A 22,852-nucleotide genomic window follows, 5' to 3' on the forward strand; every position below is an offset into this window, starting at 1 on the left:
GAGCGCGGCGGTGAATGCCGGGCGAACGCCGGGGGCCGAATCGGGGACGGCGATGTCGGGGGCGTTCGCTAGCGTGAGCGGACCATGACCGAGCAGCTCTCCCCCGCGCTGGCGCGCCGCATCGCCCTGGCGGCGCAGGGGTTCGGCCCCCGTCCGTCCCGGGTCGACGCGCGCCGGGTGCGCGCCGCCGTGGACCGGATCCGCCCGCTCCAGCTCGACTCGGTGAACGTCTTCGAGCGGAGCCACTACCTGCCGCTGCTCGCGCGGCTCGGCCCGTACGATCGCTCCCTCCTCGACGCCGCGGCCTTCTCCCCCGACGGCCCCTACGTCGAGTACTGGGCACACGAGGCCGCCCTCGTCCGCCGCGAGGATCTCCCGCTCTACCGCTGGCGGATGGAGCACTACCGCCGGGTCCGCCTGCCCGAGCACGAGGGCTGGGCCCACGAGAACCGCGCCACCCTCGACTGGCTCCGCGCCGCGCTCGCCGACGGTCCCCTCCGCGCCTCCGAGATCGAGCACGAGGCCAACGTCCGCACGGGCCCCTGGTGGGGCTGGTCCGACATCAAGCGCGGCCTCGAGGTCCTGTTCCGCTGGGGCGAGGTGGTGACGGCGGGGCGCACGCGCTTCGAGCGCTCCTACGGTCTCGCCGAGCGGCTCCTCCCGAGCGCGGTGCTCGACGCCGACGTGCCCCTCCCCGACGCCGTCCGCGAGCTCGTGCGCCGGGCGGCCCGGGCCCACGGGATCGGCACCCTCGGCGACCTGGCCGACTACCACCGGCTGCTCCAGTCCCCCACGCGCGTCGCGATCGACGAGCTGGTCGAGGCGGGCGAGCTCGAGCGCGTCGAGGTGCGCGGCTGGGAGCGGGGCGGGCGGCCCGTTCCGCTCTGGCAGCACGTCGACGCCCGACGCCCCCGCACGCTCCGGGCGGACGCGCTCCTCTCGCCGTTCGACCCCGTGGTCTGGCACCGGCCGAGGGCCGAGCTGTTCTTCGGCTTCCACTACCGGATCGAGATCTACACCCCGGCCGAGCAGCGGGTCCACGGCTACTACGTCCTCCCCGTGCTCCTCGACGACGTGATCGCTGCACGGGTCGACCTCAAGAGCGAGCGCAAGCGCCGGGTCCTGCTCGTGCAGGCCGCCTGGCTCGAGCCGGGGGCCCCGGCCGACACGCCGGAGCGGCTCGCCGCGCTGCTGGTCGAGGCGGCGGCCTGGCAGGGCCTCGACGCCGTCGAGGTCGTCGGTCGCGGCGACCTCGCGGCCGCCCTCGCCGCAGCACTGAGGAGGATCGCGTGAGCGCGCCCGGCGGCGTCCTGGCGCTGGCGCTCTCGGAGCGCTGCGTCGCCCGTCTGCTCGAGCGCGGGAGCGTCGTCGGGGTCGGCACGGGCGAGCTCGCCCACGCGGCCGGCGTCTCCCTCCGGACCTTCCACCGGTACCTCGGCGGGAAGGAGGACTGCGTGCGCCCGGTGCTCGCCGCCGCGATCGCCGCGATGGGACGCGCCCTCCTCGAGCGCCCGGCCGCCGAGCCGCTGAACGCGGCGCTCGGTCACGCCTTCGCCGCGGCGGCCTCCGGTCCCCAGCTCGACCGCACCCTCCGGCTGATCCCCCTGCTGACCGAGACCTCGGCGATGCGCGCCGTCTGGGCGCAGTCGCTGCACGACGGCGAGGAGGCGCTGACGCCGTTCCTCGCGGAGCGGATGGGGCTCGGCCGCACGTCCCCGTACCGGGCGGCCGTCCTGGCCACCGTCGTCCTCGCCCTGGTCCGGCGGGCGCTGGTCGACGCGGCCGCGAGCGGCATCGACCCGGCGCCGGTCTTCGCCGAGTACCTGACGACCGTCGACGGCGGTCCGCTGGCGTCTCCGACCGGATGACGTCCCGTCCGGCGCGGTGGCGCGTGCCCCGCTGCCAGGGGCGGGATCCGGGCGGGCGGCGATCGTCGACGGGGCGTCGGCCGGATCAGCCTGCTAGAAGCGCGATCCCATCTCGGAGAGGCGGGCGACGCGGTCCGCGATCGGCGGATGGGTCGCGAAGAGGCGCGCGAGCACCCCCGGCTTCGACGGGTCGGCGATCCAGAGGTGCGCCATCGAGCTGTTCTGCCGCTGCATCGGCCGGCCCGCGGACTCGAGCTTGAGCAGGGCGCGGGCGAGGGCGTCGGGGTGGCGGGTCGTCAGCGCGCTGGTCGCGTCGGCGAGGTACTCGCGCTGACGGGAGATCGAGAGCTGCACGACCGAGGCGACGATCGGCGCGAGGACCATCGACACCAGCCCGACGATCAGGAGCGCCGGGTTGCCCCCGCCGTTGCCGTTGCCGCCCCGCCCGAAGAAGGCCAGGCGGAGGAAGGCGTCCGAGAGGAAGCCCACCGCGACGACGAGACCGAAGACGATCATCGAGACGCGGATGTCGTAGTTGCGGACGTGGCCCAGCTCGTGGGCCATCACGCCCTCCAGCTCGGCGTCGTCCATGATCGCGAGCAGGCCCGTCGTCGCAGCGACGACGGCGTGCTCGGGGTCACGGCCGGTCGCGAACGCGTTCGGCGCCGGGTCGTCGATCAGGTACACCTTCGGCATCGGCGTGCCCGTCGCGATCGAGAGGTTCTCGACGATGCGGTAGAGCCTCGGCTCGTCCGCCTTCTCCACCGCCACGCCGCCGCTGAGCGCGATCGCCTGGCGAGCGGCGAAGAAGTACTGGAAGAACGCGTAAGCGGCGGCGATCACGAGCACCACCACGACGATCGCCGTGTTGCGGTAGACCGCTGCAGCCAGGGCGCCCAGGCCGCCGATGATCGCCAGGAACAGGACGAGGATCAGGACCGTGTTGCGCTTGTTGCGGGCGATCGCGCTGTACACGGCGGCTGCCTAGAACTGGACGCGCGGGGGCTCCGAGATCGCGGCGAGATCGCCGACCTCGAAGAACTCGCGCTCCGAGAAGCCGAGCCGGCGCGAGAAGAGCGTGTTCGGGAAGACCTTCACCTTGGTGTTCATCTCGCGCACGCCGCCGTTGTAGAAGCGCCGGGCCGACTGGATCTTGTCCTCGGTGTCGACCAGCTCGCCCTGCAGCTGGAGGAAGTTCTGGCTCGCCTGCAGCTGGGGGTACGCCTCCGCGACCGCGAAGATCGACTTCAGAGCGCTCTGCATGTGGTCCTCGGCGACCGACGCCTCCGCCGGGCCCTGGGCCTGCAGCGTCTCGGCGCGAGCCTGCGTCACCGACTCGAAGACCTGGCGCTCGTGCGAGGCGTAGCCCTTCACGGAGTCGATCACGTTGGGGATCAGATCCGCGCGGCGCTTCAGCTGGACGGTGATGTCGCTCCACGCCTCGTCCACGCGGACGTTGAGGGTGACCAGCGAGTTGTACGTCGCCCAGAGGTAGACCCCGAGGATGACGACGAGCGCGACGACGACGATGAGCGGGACGAGCCATTCCATGCCGTCCAGTGTAGGGACGGCGCGCTCCCCGGCACCTGTCGATGAGGCGCATTCGCAGGGGCGGGTCGGCCCTACTTGAGGGTCTTCTGCAGCAGGACGGTGCTGAGCCAGCGCTCGAACTTGAAGCCGACGCGGCCCATCCGGCCGACCTCGACGAATCCGAACTGCGCGTGCATCGCCAGCGACGCCTCCGCGCCCTTGTCGGCGATGACGGCCATGATCTGACGGATCCCCACGGCCTTCGCGCGCTCGAGGAGCTCGGCCATCAGCGCCCGGCCGAGGCCCTTGCCGGTGGAGGCCGCCCGCAGGTAGATCGAGTTCTCCACGGTGAAGCGGTACGCCCGCTTGGAGGACCACGGCGACACCATCGCGTAGCCGAGGATCTGGCCCGACGGCGAGACGGCCACGATGAAGGGCAGCCCGAGCTTCTGGTTGCGGGAGAACTTCGTCCGCCACTCCTTCAGCGTCGAGTCGTCCTCGTCGAAGGTCACCACCGTGTTGCGCACGTAGTGGTTGTAGATCTCGCGGATGTCCGGGAGGTCGGCGTCGCGGGCGTCGCGGATCTCGAACGAGAAGCCGGGCTCGGGAGGCGGCGCCTTCCGCAGGTGCGGCGGCAGGACGCGCCGGCTCTCGTACTCTTCCTCAAGCATCCGGCTCCCCTTCGGCTCCGCCCATCGATCCGGGCCAGCGTAGCCGCCCCGCGGGCGAGCGCCCGGTCATGCGAGAGCGCTCCAGTCGACCGGCTCCGCGCCGCGCTCCTCCAGGAGGGCGTTGGCGCGGCTGAACGGCCGGGAGCCGAAGAAGCCGCGCGAGGCCGACAGCGGGCTGGGGTGCGCGCTCTCGATCACTCCGGCCTCCCCCAGCATCGGGCGGAGCGACGCGGCGTCGCGGCCCCAGAGGATCGCGACGAGAGGCGCGTCCCGGGCGGCCAGCGTGCGGATCGCGTGCTCGGTGACCGCCTCCCAGCCCTTCCCGCGGTGCGAGGCGGGAGAGCCGGGGGCGACGGTGAGGACCCGGTTGAGCAGCATCACGCCGCTCGAGGTCCAGCCGCTGAGGTCGCCGTGCTCGGGCGGCTCGACGCCGAGGTCGTCCCGGAGCTCGCGGTGGATGTTCTGCAGGCTCCTCGGCAGCGGGCGCACGTGGCGCTCGACCGCGAAGGACAGCCCGATCGGGTGCCCGGGCGTCGGGTACGGGTCCTGTCCGACGATGAGGACGCGCACGTCCGCGAGCGGTGCGGCGAAGGCGCGGAGCACGTCGCGGCCCGCGGGGAGGTAGGGCCGGCCGGCCGCGACCTCGCCGCGGAGGAAGTCGCCCATCGCGGCGATGTCCCCGGCGACGGGGGCGAGCGCCTCCGCCCAGCCCCGGTCGATCAGTCCCGAGGCCGCGAGCTCAGCGAGGTCCACCGAGTCAGCCCGCCGCGAGCGTCGCGACGACGACTCCGGCGTCGCTGCCGCTCACGCGCCACACCGAGCCGGCGCCGCCGACGCGGAGCGCGCCGGTGCCGACGATCAGCACGGTGGACTCGTCGAGCGCGACGCCGCCGTCGACCAGGCCCGCCTCGACGGCCGCGACCAGGCGGCCGAGGGTCCCCCACTGCGCCGCGTGCACGTCGACCGTCACGTCGATGAGGCCGATGCCCTCGAGCACCGTGACCTCGTCGAGCTCCTCCGCCGCGCCCTCCGGGACGACGGCGACGCCGCCGATCCGGTGGCCGCCGACGAGGGCGCGGTCGGCCGCGACGGCGGCTCCCGCCGAGTAGCCGGCGTACGGCACTCCGGAGGAGACGAGATCGCGCAGCCGCGGGAAGCAGGCCTCGAGCGCGTCGCGGTAGGCCGGGGTCAGCCCTCCGCCGACGAAGATCCCGTCGACGTCGTCGAAGACCGCGGGATCGATCCGGCCGCCCTCCGGCTTCATCACGGCGAACGCGTCGAGCGGGCCGACCGTCGCGAGCAGTGCCGCGTAGCCGGCGTAGGCCTCCGGGCCGAGCCCGTCGTGGACGACGACGATCGCGATGCGCGGGCCCTCGATCCGGCCGGCGTCGACCGCGTGGGCGCGCGCCTCCGCGAGGAACGCCCCGTACAGCTGCTGGTCGTGCTCGACGCCGCCTCCGCCGCCGATCAGGTGGACGCTCACTCGTCGTCCTCGGCGAGGGCTCCGTCCACCGGGGGCAGAGCCGACCAGGGGAAGACGATCCAGCGCGGGGTGCGGCGCCAGAAGAAATCGGGCTCGAGCACCGTGCGCGGCTTCGTGTACAGGGTCACGGTGCGCACCTCGGCACCCATCGCGCGGATGAGCTTCACCGAGAGGGCGAGGGTGTGGCCGGAGTCGGAGACGTCGTCGACCAGGAGGATGCGCTTGCCGCGCACGGACGCCTCGTCGAGCAGCGGCGGCAGCACCACGGGCTCCGCCAGGCGCGCCTCGACGCCGGTGTAGAACTCGACGTTCAGCGCGCCGCAGCTCTTGATGCCGAGCGCGTAGGCCACGGCGCCCGCGAGGAGCAGACCGCCGCGCGCGATGGCGACGACAAGCTCCGGCCGGTAGCCCGACGCGACCACGTCGTCGGCCAGGTGCCGAGCGGCGTCGCCGAACTCGAGCCAGCCGAGCACCTCCTTCTCCGTGGCGGCGAGGAGGGCGGCGGAGTCGTCGGCGTCGGAAACCATGAGGGACAGGCTAGGCCGTCGCGGGCCTCCGCGTCACATCGGTCAGGCGCGCGGGGCCAGGGGTCCCTTCGCGACCTTGTGCGGGGCCGCCTGCGCGACCGGCTTGATGGTCACCAGGTCGAGGTTGACGTGGGCGGGGAGCTCCACCGAGGAGACGATCGCAGCGGCGACGTCCTCCGCGACCAGCGGGTCGGGGACCTCGGCGTAGACCGCGTCGGCGCGCTCCCGGTCGCCGCCGAAGCGGACCAGCGAGAACTCGTCCGTGTGCACCATCCCCGGCGCGATCTCGATCACGCGGATCGGCTCGCCGGCCAGCTCGAGCCGCAGCACGGCGACCAGCGCGTGCGCGGCGTGCTTGGCGGCGTTGTACCCGCCTCCGCCCTCGTAGGCGACGTGGCCGGCGATCGAGGTGACCGTCACGATGTCCGCGGAGGTGCCGCTCCCCCGGATCCCGGCGCGCAGCAGCGGGAGCAGCGCGCTGGTCACGAGCTTCACCGAGAGCACGTTGATCTCGAACATGCGGCGCCAGTCCTCGGGGTCGGACCTCTCGACCGAGTCGAGTCCGAGCGCGCCGCCCGCGTTGTTCACGAGGGCGTGCACGGGCCCGGAGGAGGAGAGGTGGTCGCGCAGAGCGTCGACCTGGGCGGCGTCGGTGAGGTCGGCGGCGAAGTACCCGGCGCCGGTCTCGGCGGCGAGCGCCTCCAGCCGGTCGCGCCGGCGCGCGACGGCGACGACCTCCCAGCCGTGGTCGCGGAACAGGCGGACCGTGGCCGCCCCGATCCCTGAACTCGCTCCTGTCACGACAACGCGTCGATCCACGCCCGTCCCCTTCCGTCAAGCCTCGGACACCCTCGACTCCGTCGTCGCAGCCCAACGCTAGTCTGGCCGCGTGCCGCCCGCCGACCCGGTTCCCGCGACCGCCGGGACAGCCGTCACCCCGAAGCGCCGCGTGCCCCTCTGGGACAACGCGCGCTTCGTCTGCGTGACCCTCGTCGTGATCGGGCACGGCGTCCAGAGGCTGACGGCCAACTCCGACACCTCGCTCATCGTCTACCTGACGATCTACGCCTTCCACATGCCGGCCTTCGCGATCATCTCGGGCTACTTCTCCAAGAGCGGCGCACCGAGCGGGCGCGCGATGCGGCGGGTGCTGACCGACATCCTCCTGCCCTACCTGATCATGGAGACGATCTGGACCCTGGTGCAGTTCCTGGTCGAGGGCAAGCAGGAGTTCAACCCGACGAAGCCGAGCTGGACGCTGTGGTTCCTGCTCGCGCTGGGCATCTTCCGCCTCGTCCTCCCCTACCTGGCGCTGCTGCGCTGGCCGCTGCTGATCAGCGTGGTGCTCGCGGTCGGGGTCAGCTACTACGACAACATCGACTCGACCTTCTCGCTCGCACGCGCGATCGGGATCCTGCCGTTCTTCGTGTTCGGCTGGCGCCTGCGCGGCTTCGCCCCCGGCGGCCGCTCCGCCGTCGACCGCTGGCTCGATCAGCCGCCGTCGCGGGTGCTCCTCGCCCGGATCCTCGCCGTCGTCCTCTTCGCGGTCACGGCGGTCGTCATGACCGTCAACATCGAGGCGTTCCGAGCGGCGGACCTGCGCTACTGGTTCTTCTACGACCGCCCCTACGACGCCCTCGGCGAGACCCAGTGGTGGGCCGGGCTGGTGCGGCTGGCCCTGATGGCCGGAGCGGTCGTGCTCTCGCTCGCGCTCTTCGCGCTGGTTCCGCGCCGCCGCACCCCGCTCACCGCCTGGGGGCAGTCGACGATGTACGTCTACCTCCTCCACAGCTTCGTCCTCTATCCGCTGCGGGAGTCCGGGATCCTCTCGCAGACGGAGAGCACGCTCGCCCTCGTGCTGATGATCGTGTTCTGCATCGCGGTCTCGGTCGCGCTCTCACTGGGCTGGACCCGCACCGTCTTCCACCGGCTGGTCGAGCCTCGCGCGGCCTGGCTCTTCGCCCCGGCGGCCGACGCGAGGCCCCGGCGCCCGGACCGCGCCGACCCCACGGGCGCCAAGCGCGACCGGCAGCCCGAGCGGCGCTGACGGCCGTTACCCCGTGTGTCGGCGGTCCTGGCCGCCCGGCGGGCGCCCCGCGTACGCTCGTCGCGACGGAGAACGGCACCGTCCCCGACCCCGACGATCCGATGGGAAGCACCATGACCGACTCCGAGAAGTGGCAGTTCGAGACCAAGCAGATCCACTCGGGCGCCGCGCCGGACCCGGTGACCAAGGCCCGCGCGACGCCGATCTACCAGACCACCTCCTACGTCTTCGACAACGCGGAGCACGCCCAGAACCTGTTCGCGCTGGCCGAGTTCGGGAACATCTACACCCGCATCCAGAACCCGACGCAGGCGGTCGTGGAGGAGCGGCTCACCGCCCTCGAGGGCGGCTCCGGCGCCCTGCTGCTCGCCTCGGGCCAGGCCGCCGAGACCGCGGCAGTGCTGAACATCGCCCAGGCCGGCGACCACATCGTCTCGTCGTCCTCGATCTACGGCGGCACCTACAACCTCTTCAAGTACACCCTCGCCAAGCTCGGCATCGAGACGACCTTCGTCGAGAACCAGGACGACCGCGAGGAGTGGCGCCGCGCCGTCCGCCCGAACACGAAGCTGTTCTTCGCCGAGACCGTCGGCAACCCCAAGATCAACATCCTCGACATCCGCACCGTGGCCGATGTCGCGCACGACGCCGGCGTGCCCCTGATCGTGGACAACACCATCGCGACGCCCTACCTGATCCGCCCCTTCGAGCACGGCGCGGACATCATCGTGCACTCGGCGACGAAGTTCCTCGGCGGCCACGGCACGGTCATCGGCGGAGCGATCGTCGACGGCGGCCGCTTCTCGTGGACCGCGAACGCCGAGCGCTTCCCCGGCCTCACCACGCCGGACGAGTCCTACCACGGTGCCGTCTACACCGCCGCGGTCGGCGACTCCCTCGCCTACATCATCAAGGCCCGCGTGCAGCTGCTGCGCGACCTCGGCGCCTCGATCGCCCCGGCGAGCGCCTGGCAGCTCATCCAGGGCATCGAGACCCTCTCGCTCCGGATCGAGCGCCACGTGCAGAACGCGCAGGAGATCGCGGAGTACCTCGAGAACCACTCCGACATCGCCTCGGTGAACTACTCGGGCCTGCCCACCTCGCCCTGGTACGCCGCGGCCAACCGCTACGCGCCGAAGGGCGTGGGCGCGGTGCTCTCGTTCGAGCTCAAGGGCGGAGTGGACGCCGGCCGGGCCTTCGTCGACTCGCTGGAGCTGTTCTCGCACCTGGCCAACATCGGCGACGTCCGCTCGCTCGTCATCCACCCCGCGTCGACCACGCACTCGCAGCTCTCGCCCGAGCAGCAGCTGACCGCCGGCGTCACTCCGGGCCTGGTGCGCCTGTCGGTGGGACTCGAGAACGTCGACGACCTCCGCGCCGACCTCGACCAGGCCCTCCGCGCCGCGCGCGCCGTCGTCGAGGCCTCCCGCGCGAACGCCTGAGGCCCCTCGGCGCCCTGACGGGGTCCCCGTCCTCGGGGATCGCGTCAGGGCGCTCCGCGCGCGGGCGGAGGAGCGCGGGAGCAGGGCGTAACAAACGGCTCCGCCCCGCGGCGCTCTGACACGATGGACAGCGCTATGGACTGGCAGCAGACACTCGAGGACACGGTCCCGTCGGCGTTCGTCACCGAGCGCCAGCTCCTCTCGGTCATCGGCAAGCCGCCCGCCACCGGAGCCTGGCGCGACGGCGACCACCCGGGCGGACGCCGCTTCGTCGACCTCGGCCCGTTCGACTTCGAGGCGGGCGGCCGCCTCCCCCACGCCCGCATCGCCTACGAGAGCTGGGGTGCTCTGAACGAGCGCCGCGACAACGCCGTCCTCGTCCTGCACGCGCTGACCGGCGACTCCCACCTGCTCGGCCGCGGCGATCCCGGCCACGCGACGGACGGCTGGTGGTCGGGACTCGTCGGCCCCGGCCTCGTCATCGACACCGACCGCTTCTTCGTGGTCGCCCCGAACATGCTCGGCGGGTGCCAGGGCTCCACCGGGCCCGCGTCCCTCGCCCCGGACGGCCACGAGTGGGGCGCACGGTTCCCGTACACGAGCATCCGCGACCAGGTGCGGGCGCAGGTGCAGTTCAGCGACCTGCTCGGCGTCGAGCGCTGGCACACCGTCATCGGCGGCTCGATGGGCGGGATGCAGGCGCTGGAGTGGGGGATCGACCACGCGGAGCGGGTCGCGCGCCTCGCGGTTCTGGCCGCTCCCCCGCGGGCCACGGCCGACCAGATCGCCCTCAACTTCGTGCAGCTCGAGGCGATCCGCAACGACGCGGCCTTCGCGGGCGGCTCCTACTACGACGCCGGCGACGGCCAGGGCCCGTACCACGGCCTCGCGCTCGCCCGCCGGATGGCACTGCTCAACTACCGCAGCCCCTCCGAGCTCAACGACCGCTTCGAGCGCAGCTGGCAGTCGGGGCTCAGCCCGCTCGGCGGCGGCGGCCGCTTCGCCGTGGAGTCGTACCTCGACTTCCACGGCAACAAGTTCACGCGCCGCTTCGACGCGAACAGCTACATCACGCTCGTCGAGGCGATGAACTCGCACGACGTCGGCCGCGGCCGGGGCGGCGAGGCGGCCGCCCTCTCCCGGATCACCAGCCCGACCCTCGTCCTCGGCATCGACAGCGACCGGCTCTTCCCGGTCGAGGGCCAGCGGATCATCGCGGCGCACGCTCCCGGCGCCCTCGACGGCGGAGAGGTCGCGGTGATCACCTCGACGTTCGGCCACGACGGGTTCCTCATCGAGGACGACGCGGTCGGCGCGCACCTCGCCCGGCTGCTGGCGCATCCCGCGACGGCCTGACCCGCCCGACCCCGGCGCGGTTCGACGCCCCGAACCGCTCCGACCGGCCCGGGCAGTGGCTATCGTGAGACGGGGGCCAGCCCCGCGCCACGACCGGAGGGGGCCAGAGCGTGCCGATGATCCGCAGCGCCCGCGAGCGCGATCGGCTGCTGCGCCACTCCGCCTGCGGGATCGGCCTGCTCACGGAGGCGGGGGCGCTCGGCATGGCCCTCATCCCCGGGACGCTCCAGCCCGCCGCCGTGCCGTTCGCCGTCGCGCTGCTCCTGGGCATGATGGCCGCCCACGTCGAGCTCGCCCGGACGGGGCGCCGCAGCCGAGTGATCGCCGTCGCCGTCGGCGGCCTGCTGCTGGGCTGGGGCCTCGCGCTGGGGCTCGCTCCGGGCGCCGACTTCGCCGGGTTCGTCCTGGTCAACACCGCGAACGCCGTGACCGCGAGCATCGCCGTGGTCGTGACGACGTCCGCGCGCCGACTGCTCCTGCTGCTGCCGGTGCTCCTCCCGAGCCTGATCCCGTCGGTGCTCGTCTCGAGCGGCACCATGATCCCCACCGTGGTCTTCCAGAGCCTGCTGCCCTGGGGCACGCTCTGCGGATTCGCCCTCTGGATCGGCACAGCGGTCCCGCGGGTGGTGCGGCGGATCGACAGCATCGGCAACGCGCACCGCGTGGAGCGCCTCGCCAGCGAGACGGAGGCGCAGCGCCGGCAGGGCGCGCGGCTCCTGCACGACACGGTGCTGGCCACCCTCACGCTCCTCGCGCACTCGGGCCGCGGAGTGTCGGTCGACGCGCTCCGGCAGCAGGCGGCGCAGGACGCGCAGCTCCTGCGCCAGCTCCGGCTCGGCGGGACCCCCACCCCGAGCGCGTCCGGCTCCTACCAGCTGACCAGCGTCACCTCCGCCCCCGCGGCCAACACCCTCGAGAACGTCCGCAACCGCTTCGGCCGGATGGGGCTCGACGTGATCTGGCACGGCTCCGGCCAGGTGGCGCTCACCGGCGCGGCCCTCGACTCCTTCGTCCTCGCCCTGGCGGAGTGCCTCGAGAACGTGCGCCGCCACTCCGGCGTCGCCTCGGCCGACGTGACGATCACCGAGGACGAGACGACCGTCCGCGCGATGGTCACGGACGCGGGCGCGGGCTTCGACATCGCGACCGTCCCCGACACGAAGCTCGGCTTCAAGGAGTCGGTGATCGCCCGGCTCGGTGACGTCGGCGGCCGCACCAGGCTGTTCAGCGCCCCCGGATCGGGGACGACCGTGGTGCTGGAGGTCCCGAAGTGAGCCCCGCACCGGAGTCTCGGGCCCCGCTGCTGGGACGCGTGCCCGCGACGCACGGCCGCTCCTCCCGGTCCGCCCGCTCGGTCCGCCGCCAGCAGGAGGGGCTCGGCACCAACTACCTCGGCAGCGGCCTCAACGGCATCGCCGCCGCGATCCTCGCCTACGAGCTGCTGATCTTCCTCTCGACCTCCGCCCGCTACAGCGACCTCGCACCCGCGGCGATCGCCTGGGTCCTCGTCGTCCTGGCCTTCGGATCAACCGTCCTCGCGATCCACCTCGGCGGACGCCGCCTGCCGCTCCCGGTCTACCTCTGCTTCCTCGTCGCCCTCGGAGCCGCCGTCGTGCTCGACCTGGTGGCCGTGACCGACTCCGGCGCGGCCCGCACCGTCCCCACCGCCGCGGTCGCGGGCGCCGTCGCGCACGCCGCGCTGATCGTCCACCGGCGCGGGATCGAGATCCTCGCGGTGAGCGCCCTCGTCGCGATCGCCGAGGTGATCGCGTTCCTCTCGATGGAGTCGGGCGGCGCAGGCGCGCTCTCGGTGCGCATCAGCGCCCTCGTGGTGACGATCGCGCCGGCCGTCGTCGTGGTCGTGATGATGCGCGGATTCCGCCGGATGGTCCAGCTCGAGATCGACCGCGCCCTCGTGCAGAGCACCACGCTCGGCCCGCGCTACGCGGTCGGGATGCTCGCCTCGGAGGAGCTCGCACGGCTCGACCTCGCCGCCGAGCGCCTCCTCGCCGAGGTGGGCGACGGCTCGGTCCGCCTGCCCCTCGACGCCCAGCGCGCCGCCCACGCGACCTCGCTCGCCACCCAGCTCCGCCTCCACCTCATCGAGGGGCGGCGCGAGACCTGGCTGCACCATGCCGTGCTCGAGTCCGAGCTGCTCGCGCCGCTCGTCGAGCTCGTCGACCCGGACGGCACCGCCGGACTCCTCGGGCACCAGCAGCGCGACGGGCTCCTCTCGGCGATCTGGCTGATGGCCGACAGCGCGACCGGGCTCGCCGTGGTCCTCCACGTCGAGTCGGGCAGCCCCCGCGATCCCGGAGCCGGGACGGCCGCCCGAGGACTGCTCGTGCCGATCACGCTCCGCTCCTCAGGCGCGCCCTTGCGCGGCGTCGATCCTGCGACGTGGGAGGCTATCGCTCAGGTCGGCGTCTTCCGCGACACCTCGCGCGACGGGGAGCTCCGGATCGAGATCGACTGCCTGGTCGAGAATCCCGCCGACCGGTGAGCAGCCGCCGAGAGACCGCCGACGACCGCCGACCGAAGGACACCGATGACACCCACCGCTGACGCGAAGATCACTCTCGCGGTCGTGGACGACCACAAGATGCTCCTCGGGGCGCTCACGGAGTGGATCCGCGGAGCCGCCTCCGACATCCAGCTGGTGGCCGCGGTCGCCTCCTGGCCCGAGCTGCTCACGCACCCCGAGTTCCCCGTCGACGTCGTCCTCCTCGACCTCGACCTCAAGGACAACATCCCGATCTCGGTGAAGCTCTCGACCCTCAAGACCACCGGGGTGAAGACCGTGCTGATGAGCACCTACTCCGAGCCCGCCGTGGTCCGCGAGGCGCTCGCCTCCGGAGCCCTCGGCTACCTGGTGAAGACCGAGGACGCGGACATGATCGTCGAGGCGATCCGCGCGGCCAAGGACGGCCACTCCTACATCTCGCACGAGCTCGACATGGCGCTCTCCACCGGCGACTCCGACGGAGCGCCGAAGCTCAGCGCGCAGGAGCGCCGCGTGATGGCCCTCTACGGCGGCGGCGAGCCGGTGAAGTCGGTCGCGTTCGAGCTGGGCATCTCGGAGGAGACGGCGAAGTCGTACCTCAAGCGGATCCGCGAGAAGTACCGCGTCGTCGGCATCGACGTCGGCACGAAGGTGGCGCTCCGCAAGCGCGCCATCCACGACGGGATCCTCATCGAGACGGACTGAGTCCTCTTCCGTGGCGGTCCCTGCCCGCCACGGCGCGGTCGGCTTCACGACGTGGTGCGTTCCCCAGAGCGGGGTGCGTCGCCCGGCAGCGATCCGCTGGCACGCGGATCGCTGTCGGCGGGCTCCACGAGGGCGCGGCGGTCCCCGCCCGCCGCGGCGCGGTCGGCTTCACGACGTGGTGCGTTCCCCAGAGCGGGGTGCGTCGCCCGGCATCGATCCGCTGGCACGCGGATCGCTGTCGGCGGGCTCCACGAGGGCGCGGCGGTCCCCGCCCGCCGCGGCGCGGTCGGCTTCACGACGTGGCGCGTTCCGCAGAGCGAGGTACGTCGCCCGGCATCGATCCGCTGGCACGCGGATCGCTGTCGGCGGGCTCCACCTCGTCGAGCGGCGGCCACCTGCTCCTGCAGTCGAGCAGGGCGGGCGTGCCTGAGTCGTGCCGGTCGAGTCGCCGCGGGACGCGGCGTATCGAGACCCGCCAGGCACGGACAACGGGTCGATGCTGGTCGAGATGCCGCGGGACGCGGGGCATCGAGACCCACCGGACCGGGACTGCGAGTGCTCCTGCGGGCCAGCGTCAGGGGGCCAGGACGGCGACCGTCATGCCGGGCGTCGCGGCGGGGGCGTCCATCGCGGCGAGGGCGCCGGGCAGGTCCTCGAAGGCGATGGTGCGGCCGACGGAGTCGGCGGGGCGCAGACGGCCGGCGACGATGTCGTCGAGGAGGGCCGTGTAGCCGCTCCGGGCGATGCCGTGGCTGCCCAGCAGCTCCAGCTCCTGGGCGATGACCCGGCCGAGCGGGATCGCCGGTGCGGCATCGGGCCCGAGGAGCAGACCCACCTGCACGTGCCGGCCGCGCGGACGCAGGGCGGCGATCGACGCCTCCGCCGTGACGCTGCTTCCGACGGCGTCGATCGCCAGATGCGCACCTCCTCCGGTCGCCGCCCGGATCGCCTCGGCGGCACCCTCGCCTCCGGGGACGGTCACCGCCCCGAGCGCGGCCGCGGCCTCCCGCGCCGGGGCGGAGACGTCCGACGCCACCACGCGGGCCCCGGCCGCGAGCGCGACGATCACCGCGGAGAGGCCGACTCCGCCGCAGCCCAGCACCGCGACCCACTCCCCCGGGGCGACCCGGCCGCGCTCGTGCAGGGCGTGGTACGCGGTCCCGAAGCGGCAGCCGAGACCGGCCGCCTCGACGAAGCCGACGGAGTCGGGCAGGCGCACCAGGTTCAGGTCCGCACCCGTCACGGCCACCGCCTCGGCGAACGACCCGTCGAGGGTGAATCCCGGCTGCTGCTGCCGGAGGCACACCTGCGTCGCCCCCTCCCGGCACTGCTCGCAGTCGCCGCAGGCGAACACGAACGGCGCCGTGACCCGGTCACCGACCGCGAAGAGCGACACCTGGGCTCCCGTCGCGATCACCGTCCCGGCGAACTCGTGCCCGGGGATCTGCGGCAGGACTACCGAGTCGTCGTGCCCCTTCCACGCGTGCCAGTCGCTCCGGCACACCCCGGTCGCCGCGACGCGGACGACGACGCCGTCGACGGGGCAGACGGGCTCCGGGACCTCGACGATCGCGGGGAGGGCGGAGAAGGACGAGTAGCTCACGGCGCGCATGCCGAGAGTCTTCCAGAGGCCCTGGCCGCGCTCTGCTTACAGCGCGTCGATCGGGATGCCGCCGGTGCCCGGCTGGGCGGGCTCGCGGTGGACCGGGTAGACCGTGCCCCGGGCGCGGTCGATCGCGATGCTGCCGAAGGCGAGCACGATTCCGGCCGCGGTCAGGCCCACGCCGACCCAGATGGGCGACAGGTAGCCCAGTCCGGCGGCGATCGTCAGGCCGCCGAGCGCGGCACCCACCGAGTTGCCGATGTTCAGGGCGGAGTGGTTGAGCGCGGCCGCGATCGTCTGGCTGTCGCGCGCCACGTCCATCAGCCGGGTCTGGATCGCGGGCGACGCGGCCGCCGAGAAGCCCGCCGAGAGGAACGCGAACACCACCAGGCCGACGACCGACGAGGCCGACAGCGCGAGTCCGATCAGCGAGACGCCGACGCCTGCGAAGAACACCACCAGCGCCCGCCGCACGTCGCGGTCGGCGGCCCAGCCGCCGACGAGGTTGCCGACGGTCATCCCGAGGCCGATGACGACCAGGATCCACGGGACCGCGCCGAGCGGCAGCCCCGTCACCTCGGTCGCGAGCGGCGAGATGTAGCTGTACATCGCGAAGAGTCCGCCGAAGCCGATGGCGCCGACGAGCAGGGTCATCCAGACCTGCAGGCGCCCGAACGCCCGCAGCTCGTTGCGGACGGTCGCCGCCGGATTCCCGGGCTGCGCGGGCACCAGAAGCTGGACGGCCACGACGGTCAGCGCGAAGAGCACCGCGACCACGAGGTAGGCGCTGCGCCAGCCGGCCACCTGCCCGACCCAGGTGATCGCGGGCACACCGACGACGTTCGCGATCGTGAGCCCGGAGAGGACGAACGCGACTCCCTTGCCGCGCTTGCCGGGACCCATCAGGTCGGCGGCGACCAGGGAGGCGATGCCGAAGTAGGCGCCGTGCGGGAGGGCGGCGACGAAGCGCGCGGCGAGGACGAGCGGGAAGCTCGGGAGCAGCGCCGAGCCGATCGTCCCGACGGTGAAGGCGACCAGGAGGGTCAGGAGGAGCCTCTTGCGCGGCCAGCGCGCCGCTGCGGCGGCGATGGTGGGGGCGCCGACCACGACGCCGAGTGCGTAGGCCGAGATCAGCATCCCGGCCTGCGAGACGGCCTGCTCCTGGCTCGCGGCCCAGACCCCGGGGAGGAGGTCGGCGGCGAGCTGCGGGAGGAGCCCCATGGCGACGAACTCGGTCGAGCCGATGCCGAAGCCCCCCATCGCGAGGGCGAGCAGGGCGAGGCGGGTCCGAGCGGGCGAGAGCGTCACCGGTCAAGGCTACTCAGGATCGGGCGGATGTCGAATCGATTCGAGAAAGCCCGGACACGAGAGGTCTCGGCGCGGACCCGCTACTCCCCCAGCGCGTCGTTCAGCCGGGCGATCTTGCCGTCGATCTCGCCCGAGTAGCCGGGGCGGATGTCCGCCTTCAGGACGAGCGACACGCGCGTCCCGAACGCTCCGACGGCCTCCGTCGCGCGCTTGACGACGTCGAAGACCTCGTCCCACTCCCCCTCGATCTCGGTGAACATCGAGGTCGTCCGCGACGGCAGGCCGCTCTCGCGGACGATGCGGACGGCGGCGGCGACGGCGTCGTGGACGGACGCGTCGGGCGCCTCGCCCCCGGACGGTGCGACCGAGAATGCGACGAGCATGGGAGCCTCCTTGACTGCGCGCACCGCGTGCCGGCCCCGCGCCCTCCGAGCCTACGAGCCCTGGGGCGCCAGGCGGGTCTCGCCGGTCAGGGACGACGCGGAAGTCGTGGCGCCGGGTGCGACGACCCGCGCCGTCCCCATCCTCCACAGCTCGCGCAGCAGCCAGCCGAGCAGCACCACGAGGAGGATGTTCCGCACGGTCAGCACGAGCACCATCCACCAGTGCGACCAGAGGAGGAAGAGGTAGAGGTACGGGTAGACCACCTGGGTCAGAGCCGCAGTGACGAGGGTCAGCTTCGCGGGCCGGTCGAACGCGCCGTCGCGGCACGCGATCAGCCCGGCGATCACCGGCGGCGCGAGCCAGACGATGTACTGCGGCGAGAGCACCTTGTTGGTGTCGATGAACACGACCACGAAGGTCAGCGCGAGCAGCGGGAACAGCCTGGCGGGGTCCGCCCGGCGGGCGAGAGCACGGGCACCCAGCAGGGCCACGCCGAGCATGGCCAGAGCGAGCAGCGGGGTCATCAGGCTCGCCGCGAACTCGGTGCCGGGCCCGTGCATCTCGAAGGTGTTGATGTCGGCGGCGTAGTAGACGTAGCTCCCCGATCCCGGGAGGACCGACAGCCACATCCAGGGAGTGCTCACGACGGCCTCGATCTGGAGGCCCCGATCGGTCTGATCGGTGACGAAGCTGAAGACCTGGTCCCCGCCGCCGACGAGGACGACCGCGAGCACGATGATCACGGAGGCGACCGCGGGGACGAGGATCATCCGCAGCCGTCCGCGCAGGACCAGCACGGCAGCGGCGAGGATCGCGGCCGGCCACACCTTGATCCAGGTGGCCACGGTCAGCAGCAGCGCCGCGACGCCCGGACGGGTCGCCGCCCAGAGCATCCCGGCGATGGCCGGCGGCGCAGTGAAGGCGTCGATGCGGCCGATCGCGATCGGCCCGAGGAGGACGAGGAACAGCAGCCACCAGCGCGCCGCGGCGAGGCGCGGTGCCGACCGACCGCGCAGCAGCAGGGCGAAGGCGGCGGCATCGGCGAGCGCGACGAGGACGAGCCACATCAGGTCGTAGCCCGCCGAGCCGAAGAGCCAGGAGGCGGCGATCGGGCCCCAGGCGAGGATCGGGTAGACCCAGCCCGTGTCGATCCCGGCGATGCCGCCGCCCTCGACGGCGGTCCTCATCCACTCCTTGTAGACGATGCTGACGTCGCCCATCGGCAGACCCGGAGCGAACAGCGCCAGGAGGGAGAGCACCACGTGCACCAGCGCGAAGGCGCCCCAGAGCACGGCGACGGAGTCGCGGTTCTCGCGCAGCCGGGCGAGGGGGCGGGAGGACGCTCGAGGAGGGGAGGACGGCACCGCGTCATTGTAGAGGGGCCGCTGAACGGGACCCTGGCAGCACCTGAGCCCGCCTGAGAGCGCCGCTCCCGCCGGGCATCGGTCCCCCGGCGGCGTCGGTCGCCGCCGGGCGTCAGCAGCCGGCGTCACGACCCGATGAACTCAGTAGCCGGCGAACGCGTCGGTGCGGATCCGCTTCGCCCCGGCACCGCGCAGGGCGCCGCGGACCGAGTCGACGAACGACGGCGACCCGGAGACGTAGCCCACGCGGCGGCCGGCGTCCGGCACCGCGTCCGCGAGCAGCTCGGCGGTCAGTCGGCCTGTGACGTGCGACCACCGTGCGGGCAGGTCGGTCGGCGCCTCCTTCGAGCAGAGCACGACCCGGGCCCCCGACTCCTGCAGCAGGTCGCGGTACGCGACCTCGGCGAGGCTCGGCGCGGCGACCACGACGACGACGTCGCGCCGCGGACCGTCCGCGAGCGAGCGGAGCTGACTGGCGAACGGGGTGATCCCGATACCGCCCGCCACCAGCAGCAGCGGCACGGCGGGATCGGCAGGCAGGACGAAGTCACCGCCGACGCTCGTCGCCCGAAGCGAGTCGCCGGGCTCCAGAGCGGCGAGGGCGCGCTTGAAGCTGCTCGCCTTCTCCGGCATCCGCAGGGCGATCGCGATCTCGCCGTCGGACGGAGCGGAGGAGACCGAGAAGGTGCGCCGGCTGCCCCGGCTGTCGGCGCGGTGCGGCAGGTCGAGCTCGAGCCACTGGCCCGGCTCGAAGGTCAGCGGCGAGCGGGAGCGGAAGCGGTACTCCGCGATGCCCGGCGCCAGCACGCGGGTCGAGGCGAGCTCGAGCGTGTGCCGCCGACGCTGGCGGAACGCGAAGGCGAACGCGAGGGCGTTGCCGACCACGAGGCCCAGCTCCGGAGTGGCGGAGACGACGCCGATGTGGAAGGGGACGCTCGCCACGAGCGCTGCGACGACCGCGATGATCAGCTGCTGCGAGCGGCGCGGCGCGAGCGTGAGCGGCTCCGTCAGCATGAAGGCGCCGGCGAAGACGAAGGGGTAGGCCGTGAGGACCAGGGCCGCCGCGGCGCCGAGGTCCTGGCCGTTCTGCACCGCCTGCTGCACGGACACCCCGCCGGCGACGACGACGAAGACGGCGAAGACGGCCCAGCGGCGGACCCGCGCGACGATCAGGAGGGAACCCACGACGACGAACGGCCAGATCGCGCCACTGGCGATCCACCAGGCTCCGGCGTTGAGCCCGGTGAAGCCGATGATCAGCACGGCGACCGCGGCCGGGTTGAAGAGGTGGCGGCCCCGCCAGGCCAGGACGTACTTGGACGCGGCCGCGATCGCGCCGACGAGCGCGATCACGGCGAGCCCGCGGGGATCGGCCGTCGGGAAGAGCAGGCAGGCGATCAGCAGACCGGTGACGAGCGAGGACTCCAGGTGCGCGCGGCTGCGGAACAGCCGCGCGAGGACCGCGCTGACCAGGGCCGTCGAGGCGACGGCGACCAGCGTCGTGCCGAGGATCTCGAGCGGCGTCGAGAAGATCAGGCCGGCTGCGGCGTAGCCGACGGCGACGAGCAGGAGCGCGGCGAGCGTCATCCAGACCAGCCGGTAGGTGGTGACGCGGCCGAGGGCGCGGTCGAAGGTGCCGATCATCGGAAGACCTCTCCGGGGAAGGAAGGCGAGTAGTGGAGGGTGCCGTCGCTGCGGACGCGGACGAACTCGAAGTCGAAGCGCTCGGCGAGGGCCTCGGGCGGGCAGACGAACAGCGCGGTCGCGAGCCCGTCGGCGACGAGGGCCGTGTCGGCCACCGCCCAGGTGGCGACGACGGTCTCGACCGGAACTCCGGTCCGCCCGTCGAGGACGTGGTGGAGGCCGCTGCCCCAGGCGCGGCGGTTGCTCGCCGAGCCGCAGAGCGCGCGGTCGCCGGGCACCGCCACTCCCAGTGCCTTGCTCGGGTCCCACGGGTGCTCGAGTCCGACCCGGACGGGTCCGGCTCCGATGCCCCGGAGGTCGCCGCTCGCGTCGACGACGGCGGGCCCGGCGCTGTCGAGCTCCTCGAGGACGAGGTCGACGAGCTGGCCCTTGCCCGCGGCGCCGACGTCGACGACGGTCCCGGGCTCGACCCGCAGTCTCGCCGCCCCGCGTCGGGCGGCGGCCCAGGAGGGAGCGGGGACGGCGGGTCCGCGCGGGACGAGGGTGTACGCGGAGTCGTAGCCGAGCTGCTCGAGAGAGCCGCCGACGAAGGGGGTGACCGCCCCGCCGGTCAGCTCGTCGAGCACGTCGTACAGTGCGAAGAGGTCGACCGCCTCGTCGGGGAAGACGTGCTCGCCTCCGGCCCGCAGCTGCGAGACGGCGGAGTCGTCACGGAACCGCGACCAGGTGCGGTCGTACGCCGCGATGCGCGCCTCGACCCGCGAGCGGTGGGAGGGCCCGAGCGGCTCGGCGGTGTCGATCTGCCAGCCGGTGCCGATCGCGTCGAACCGCCACGCGTGGCCGAGGACCGTCGGGGCGTCAGGCCGTGGCATCGGCCTTGATGGTCTCGACGGCGTCGTTGAAGCCGCCGGAGGTGAGGGAGGACCCCGACACCTTGGAGACCTTCAGCTCGTCGAGCTGCTTGCCGACGACCTCGCCCGCGATGCCGCCCGCGAAGCGCGACTGGTACTGCTGGCCGGTGGGGTTCTCCGACTCCGGGGTCACGGTCACGTCGGTGACGACGCCGTCGGCGAGGGTCAGCGAGACGCCCACCTTCTCGTTCCCTCCGGGCGAGGTGTAGGCGCCCTCGGCCTCGTAGGTGCCGTCGGCGTAGCTGCTGCCGCTCGCGGCGGAGGACGCGGCGCCGGTGGCCTCGGGGGCGGAGCTGGTGGCGGTGCTCGGAGCGGTGGTGGTCGCCGCGTCGGCGGCGTCGCTCCCCGTCGTGGTGGTGCTGGAGCAGGCGGCGAGCGCGGCGAGGGTGCCGGCGCCGGCGAGGAGGGTCAGGGCGTAGCGGGCGGGAGTCGTGGTCTTCGCGGTCATGTCTGTTCTCCTGGTCAAGGCGGACGCGGCGGATCCGACGGTAGAGGTGCTCGCTTCGAGCACCCGATGAGGCGGCGGTGCGGAGCCGGTGAGCCGGGCAGCGGGCGTCGCTTCCTCCAGGACAACGGCGGCGGTCCCGGTTCGGTTCAGCGCTCGTCCGACGGGCGTGTCAGCGCAGGAGCGCGGCGACCACTCCGGGCAGGTGCTCCGCGATGTCGAGCGCGGCGATCGGGCCGCCGGCGGAGGCGCTCCGTCCGGCCTCCGCGTGCAGGACGGCGGCCGCGGCGGCCACGGGGGCGAGGTCCTCCGCCGTCAGAGTCGCCCCGGCCGCCTCGGTGTCCGCGGCCCGACCGGCGAGGAGTGCGCCGAGCACGCCGCCGAGGACGTCGCCGCTGCCCGCGGTCGCCAGCCAGGGCGTGGATCCGGAGACCTCGAGCTCGACGCCGCCCGCGACGACGTGGGTGGTGCCGCCCTTGAGGAGCACGCAGACTCCGAGGCGGTCCGCCGCCCGGCGCGCCCACTCCCCCGGGGCCTCGGCGATCGTCGCGGCGTCCGCGTCCAGACCCGCTCGGCCGAGCACTCCGGCGAGCTCGCGGTAGTGCGGCGTGATGACGACCGGGCCTGCGGCCTCGTCGATCAGGTCGAGCGCGCCCGCGTCGAGCGCCACCGGGACTCCCGAGTGCAGCTGCTCGATCAGGGTGCGCCGCTCCTCGTCGCTGCGGTCCTCGGCGCTGGTGCCGGAGCCGACGAGCCAGGCCTGCACGCGCCCCACCGCGGTCACGACCTCCGGCCGCCGGGCGAGCACCAGTCCCGCGGGCCGCTCCGGTCCGAGATAGCGGACCATGCCGACTCCCGTCCGCACCGCCGCCTCGACGCCGAGCACCGCCGCTCCCGGGTACCGCTCCGACCCGGTCGCGATCCCCAGCACCCCGCGCGTGTACTTGTCGTCGTCCTCCCGCGGCACCCTGATGCTCCGCGCCGCCTCCGCCGTCCCGACCCGCTCACCCATCCCGCCACCCTACGTCGCCCTGCGACCGGGCCGCCCGGTTCCCGCCCGG

At 73.3% G+C, this 22,852-nt stretch carries 23 protein-coding genes; 8 read left to right on the plus strand and 15 right to left on the minus strand.

The features are described from left to right. The first annotated feature begins 84 nt into the window (after positions 1–84). Both C5C49_RS02540 and C5C49_RS02545 read left to right on the plus strand, forming a co-directional pair. Positions 85–1,293 (plus strand): winged helix-turn-helix domain-containing protein, encoded by a 1,209-nt coding sequence (locus C5C49_RS02540; protein WP_104345344.1) that lies wholly within the window; start codon positions 85–87, stop codon positions 1,291–1,293. Continuing rightward, positions 1,290–1,868, plus strand: coding sequence for a TetR/AcrR family transcriptional regulator (locus tag C5C49_RS02545; RefSeq protein ID WP_104345345.1), 579 nt, complete (start codon positions 1,290–1,292; stop codon positions 1,866–1,868). The genes C5C49_RS02540 and C5C49_RS02545 overlap by 4 nt, the downstream gene beginning before the upstream one ends. Before the next feature lie 93 nt (positions 1,869–1,961). On the opposite strand, the gene C5C49_RS02550 is transcribed toward C5C49_RS02545, so the two are convergent. From C5C49_RS02550 to C5C49_RS02580, 7 genes are all read right to left on the minus strand, one after another. Further along, entirely contained in the window at positions 1,962–2,843 is an 882-nt protein-coding gene (locus C5C49_RS02550) for a M48 family metalloprotease (protein WP_104345346.1), read from the minus strand. A gap of 9 nt (positions 2,844–2,852) precedes the next feature. Then, complete coding sequence (locus C5C49_RS02555) at positions 2,853–3,419, minus strand: LemA family protein (protein ID WP_104225511.1); 567 nt, start codon at positions 3,417–3,419, stop codon at positions 2,853–2,855. Positions 3,420–3,490: 71 nt separating this feature from the next. Continuing rightward, positions 3,491–4,069, minus strand: coding sequence for a GNAT family N-acetyltransferase (locus C5C49_RS02560; protein WP_104224438.1), 579 nt, complete (start codon positions 4,067–4,069; stop codon positions 3,491–3,493). A gap of 66 nt (positions 4,070–4,135) precedes the next feature. Continuing rightward, positions 4,136–4,822 (minus strand): uracil-DNA glycosylase, encoded by a 687-nt coding sequence (locus C5C49_RS02565; RefSeq protein WP_104232774.1) that lies wholly within the window; start codon positions 4,820–4,822, stop codon positions 4,136–4,138. Positions 4,823–4,826: 4 nt separating this feature from the next. Next, positions 4,827–5,552, minus strand: coding sequence for a peptidase S51 (locus tag C5C49_RS02570; protein WP_104224440.1), 726 nt, complete (start codon positions 5,550–5,552; stop codon positions 4,827–4,829). Then, entirely contained in the window at positions 5,549–6,079 is a 531-nt protein-coding gene (locus C5C49_RS02575) for a phosphoribosyltransferase (protein WP_104224441.1), read from the minus strand. The genes C5C49_RS02570 and C5C49_RS02575 overlap by 4 nt, the downstream gene beginning before the upstream one ends. Before the next feature lie 42 nt (positions 6,080–6,121). Continuing rightward, a complete protein-coding gene (locus C5C49_RS02580; RefSeq protein WP_258060501.1) occupies positions 6,122–6,898 on the minus strand; it encodes an SDR family oxidoreductase in 777 nt (258 codons plus the stop codon). A 70-nt stretch (positions 6,899–6,968) separates the two neighbouring features. Between C5C49_RS02580 and C5C49_RS02585 the strand changes: the two genes are divergently transcribed. The 6 genes from C5C49_RS02585 to C5C49_RS02610 all read left to right on the plus strand — a co-directional run bounded on the left by C5C49_RS02585 (position 6,969) and on the right by C5C49_RS02610 (position 14,132). Further along, entirely contained in the window at positions 6,969–8,126 is a 1,158-nt protein-coding gene (locus tag C5C49_RS02585; RefSeq protein WP_258068357.1) for an acyltransferase family protein, read from the plus strand. 113 nt (positions 8,127–8,239) lie between these two features. Continuing rightward, a complete protein-coding gene (locus C5C49_RS02590) occupies positions 8,240–9,568 on the plus strand; it encodes a bifunctional o-acetylhomoserine/o-acetylserine sulfhydrylase (RefSeq protein WP_104225507.1) in 1,329 nt (442 codons plus the stop codon). 135 nt (positions 9,569–9,703) lie between these two features. Continuing rightward, complete coding sequence (locus C5C49_RS02595) at positions 9,704–10,924, plus strand: homoserine O-acetyltransferase (RefSeq protein ID WP_104224444.1); 1,221 nt, start codon at positions 9,704–9,706, stop codon at positions 10,922–10,924. 116 nt (positions 10,925–11,040) lie between these two features. Further along, positions 11,041–12,198 carry a sensor histidine kinase gene (locus C5C49_RS02600; RefSeq protein WP_104345347.1) on the plus strand — a complete coding sequence of 386 codons (1,158 nt, stop codon included), beginning with the start codon at positions 11,041–11,043 and terminating at the stop codon, positions 12,196–12,198. A gap of 38 nt (positions 12,199–12,236) precedes the next feature. After that, positions 12,237–13,427, plus strand: coding sequence for a hypothetical protein (locus C5C49_RS02605; protein ID WP_104345348.1), 1,191 nt, complete (start codon positions 12,237–12,239; stop codon positions 13,425–13,427). Positions 13,428–13,472: 45 nt separating this feature from the next. Then, positions 13,473–14,132 carry a response regulator gene (locus C5C49_RS02610; protein ID WP_104224447.1) on the plus strand — a complete coding sequence of 220 codons (660 nt, stop codon included), beginning with the start codon at positions 13,473–13,475 and terminating at the stop codon, positions 14,130–14,132. A 574-nt stretch (positions 14,133–14,706) separates the two neighbouring features. Here C5C49_RS02610 and C5C49_RS02615 read toward each other — a convergent pair. From C5C49_RS02615 to C5C49_RS02650, 8 genes are all read right to left on the minus strand, one after another. After that, the gene (locus C5C49_RS02615) at positions 14,707–15,744 is read right to left on the minus strand and encodes an alcohol dehydrogenase catalytic domain-containing protein (RefSeq protein WP_104345349.1); all 1,038 of its coding nucleotides are present in this window, start codon (positions 15,742–15,744) and stop codon (positions 14,707–14,709) included. Between the two features lie 36 nt (positions 15,745–15,780). After that, positions 15,781–16,995, minus strand: a complete 1,215-nt coding sequence (locus C5C49_RS02620; protein WP_104345422.1) for an MFS transporter — start codon at positions 16,993–16,995, stop codon at positions 15,781–15,783. A 128-nt stretch (positions 16,996–17,123) separates the two neighbouring features. Continuing rightward, positions 17,124–17,426 carry a thiamine-binding protein gene (locus C5C49_RS02625; protein WP_104224449.1) on the minus strand — a complete coding sequence of 101 codons (303 nt, stop codon included), beginning with the start codon at positions 17,424–17,426 and terminating at the stop codon, positions 17,124–17,126. Between the two features lie 51 nt (positions 17,427–17,477). Next, positions 17,478–18,791, minus strand: coding sequence for a glycosyltransferase 87 family protein (locus tag C5C49_RS02630; protein ID WP_104225503.1), 1,314 nt, complete (start codon positions 18,789–18,791; stop codon positions 17,478–17,480). Between the two features lie 141 nt (positions 18,792–18,932). Next, entirely contained in the window at positions 18,933–20,435 is a 1,503-nt protein-coding gene (locus C5C49_RS02635; RefSeq protein ID WP_104232782.1) for an oxidoreductase, read from the minus strand. Beyond that, positions 20,432–21,307, minus strand: a complete 876-nt coding sequence (locus C5C49_RS02640) for an FAD:protein FMN transferase (RefSeq protein WP_104345350.1) — start codon at positions 21,305–21,307, stop codon at positions 20,432–20,434. Before C5C49_RS02640 ends, C5C49_RS02635 begins: the two co-directional genes overlap by 4 nt. Further along, entirely contained in the window at positions 21,294–21,794 is a 501-nt protein-coding gene (locus C5C49_RS02645) for an FMN-binding protein (RefSeq protein ID WP_104224453.1), read from the minus strand. The genes C5C49_RS02640 and C5C49_RS02645 overlap by 14 nt, the downstream gene beginning before the upstream one ends. 169 nt (positions 21,795–21,963) lie before the next feature. After that, a complete protein-coding gene (locus C5C49_RS02650; RefSeq protein WP_104345351.1) occupies positions 21,964–22,803 on the minus strand; it encodes an ADP/ATP-dependent (S)-NAD(P)H-hydrate dehydratase in 840 nt (279 codons plus the stop codon). Positions 22,804–22,852: the final 49 nt, after the last annotated feature.

It is taken from the genome of Rathayibacter sp. AY1E2 (genome assembly GCF_002932325.1).
Classification (GTDB): Bacteria; Actinomycetota; Actinomycetes; order Actinomycetales; family Microbacteriaceae; genus Rathayibacter.

What these genes read in the sequence shown, in the direction of transcription:
- C5C49_RS02650 (WP_104345351.1), bottom strand. Translation starts at nt 22,803, where the DNA reads ATGGGTGAGCGGGTCGGGACGGCGGAGGCGGCGCGGAGCATCAGGGTG.
- C5C49_RS02620 (WP_104345422.1), bottom strand. Translation starts at nt 16,995, where the DNA reads ATGGGGGGCTTCGGCATCGGCTCGACCGAGTTCGTCGCCATGGGGCTC.
- C5C49_RS02595 (WP_104224444.1), top strand. Translation starts at nt 9,704, where the DNA reads ATGGACTGGCAGCAGACACTCGAGGACACGGTCCCGTCGGCGTTCGTC.
- C5C49_RS02600 (WP_104345347.1), top strand. Translation starts at nt 11,041, where the DNA reads ATGATCCGCAGCGCCCGCGAGCGCGATCGGCTGCTGCGCCACTCCGCC.
- C5C49_RS02590 (WP_104225507.1), top strand. Translation starts at nt 8,240, where the DNA reads ATGACCGACTCCGAGAAGTGGCAGTTCGAGACCAAGCAGATCCACTCG.
- C5C49_RS02640 (WP_104345350.1), bottom strand. Translation starts at nt 21,307, where the DNA reads ATGCCACGGCCTGACGCCCCGACGGTCCTCGGCCACGCGTGGCGGTTC.
- C5C49_RS02560 (WP_104224438.1), bottom strand. Translation starts at nt 4,069, where the DNA reads ATGCTTGAGGAAGAGTACGAGAGCCGGCGCGTCCTGCCGCCGCACCTG.
- C5C49_RS02555 (WP_104225511.1), bottom strand. Translation starts at nt 3,419, where the DNA reads ATGGAATGGCTCGTCCCGCTCATCGTCGTCGTCGCGCTCGTCGTCATC.
- C5C49_RS02540 (WP_104345344.1), top strand. Translation starts at nt 85, where the DNA reads ATGACCGAGCAGCTCTCCCCCGCGCTGGCGCGCCGCATCGCCCTGGCG.
- C5C49_RS02615 (WP_104345349.1), bottom strand. Translation starts at nt 15,744, where the DNA reads ATGCGCGCCGTGAGCTACTCGTCCTTCTCCGCCCTCCCCGCGATCGTC.
- C5C49_RS02645 (WP_104224453.1), bottom strand. Translation starts at nt 21,794, where the DNA reads ATGACCGCGAAGACCACGACTCCCGCCCGCTACGCCCTGACCCTCCTC.
- C5C49_RS02635 (WP_104232782.1), bottom strand. Translation starts at nt 20,435, where the DNA reads ATGATCGGCACCTTCGACCGCGCCCTCGGCCGCGTCACCACCTACCGG.
- C5C49_RS02575 (WP_104224441.1), bottom strand. Translation starts at nt 6,079, where the DNA reads ATGGTTTCCGACGCCGACGACTCCGCCGCCCTCCTCGCCGCCACGGAG.
- C5C49_RS02610 (WP_104224447.1), top strand. Translation starts at nt 13,473, where the DNA reads ATGACACCCACCGCTGACGCGAAGATCACTCTCGCGGTCGTGGACGAC.
- C5C49_RS02625 (WP_104224449.1), bottom strand. Translation starts at nt 17,426, where the DNA reads ATGCTCGTCGCATTCTCGGTCGCACCGTCCGGGGGCGAGGCGCCCGAC.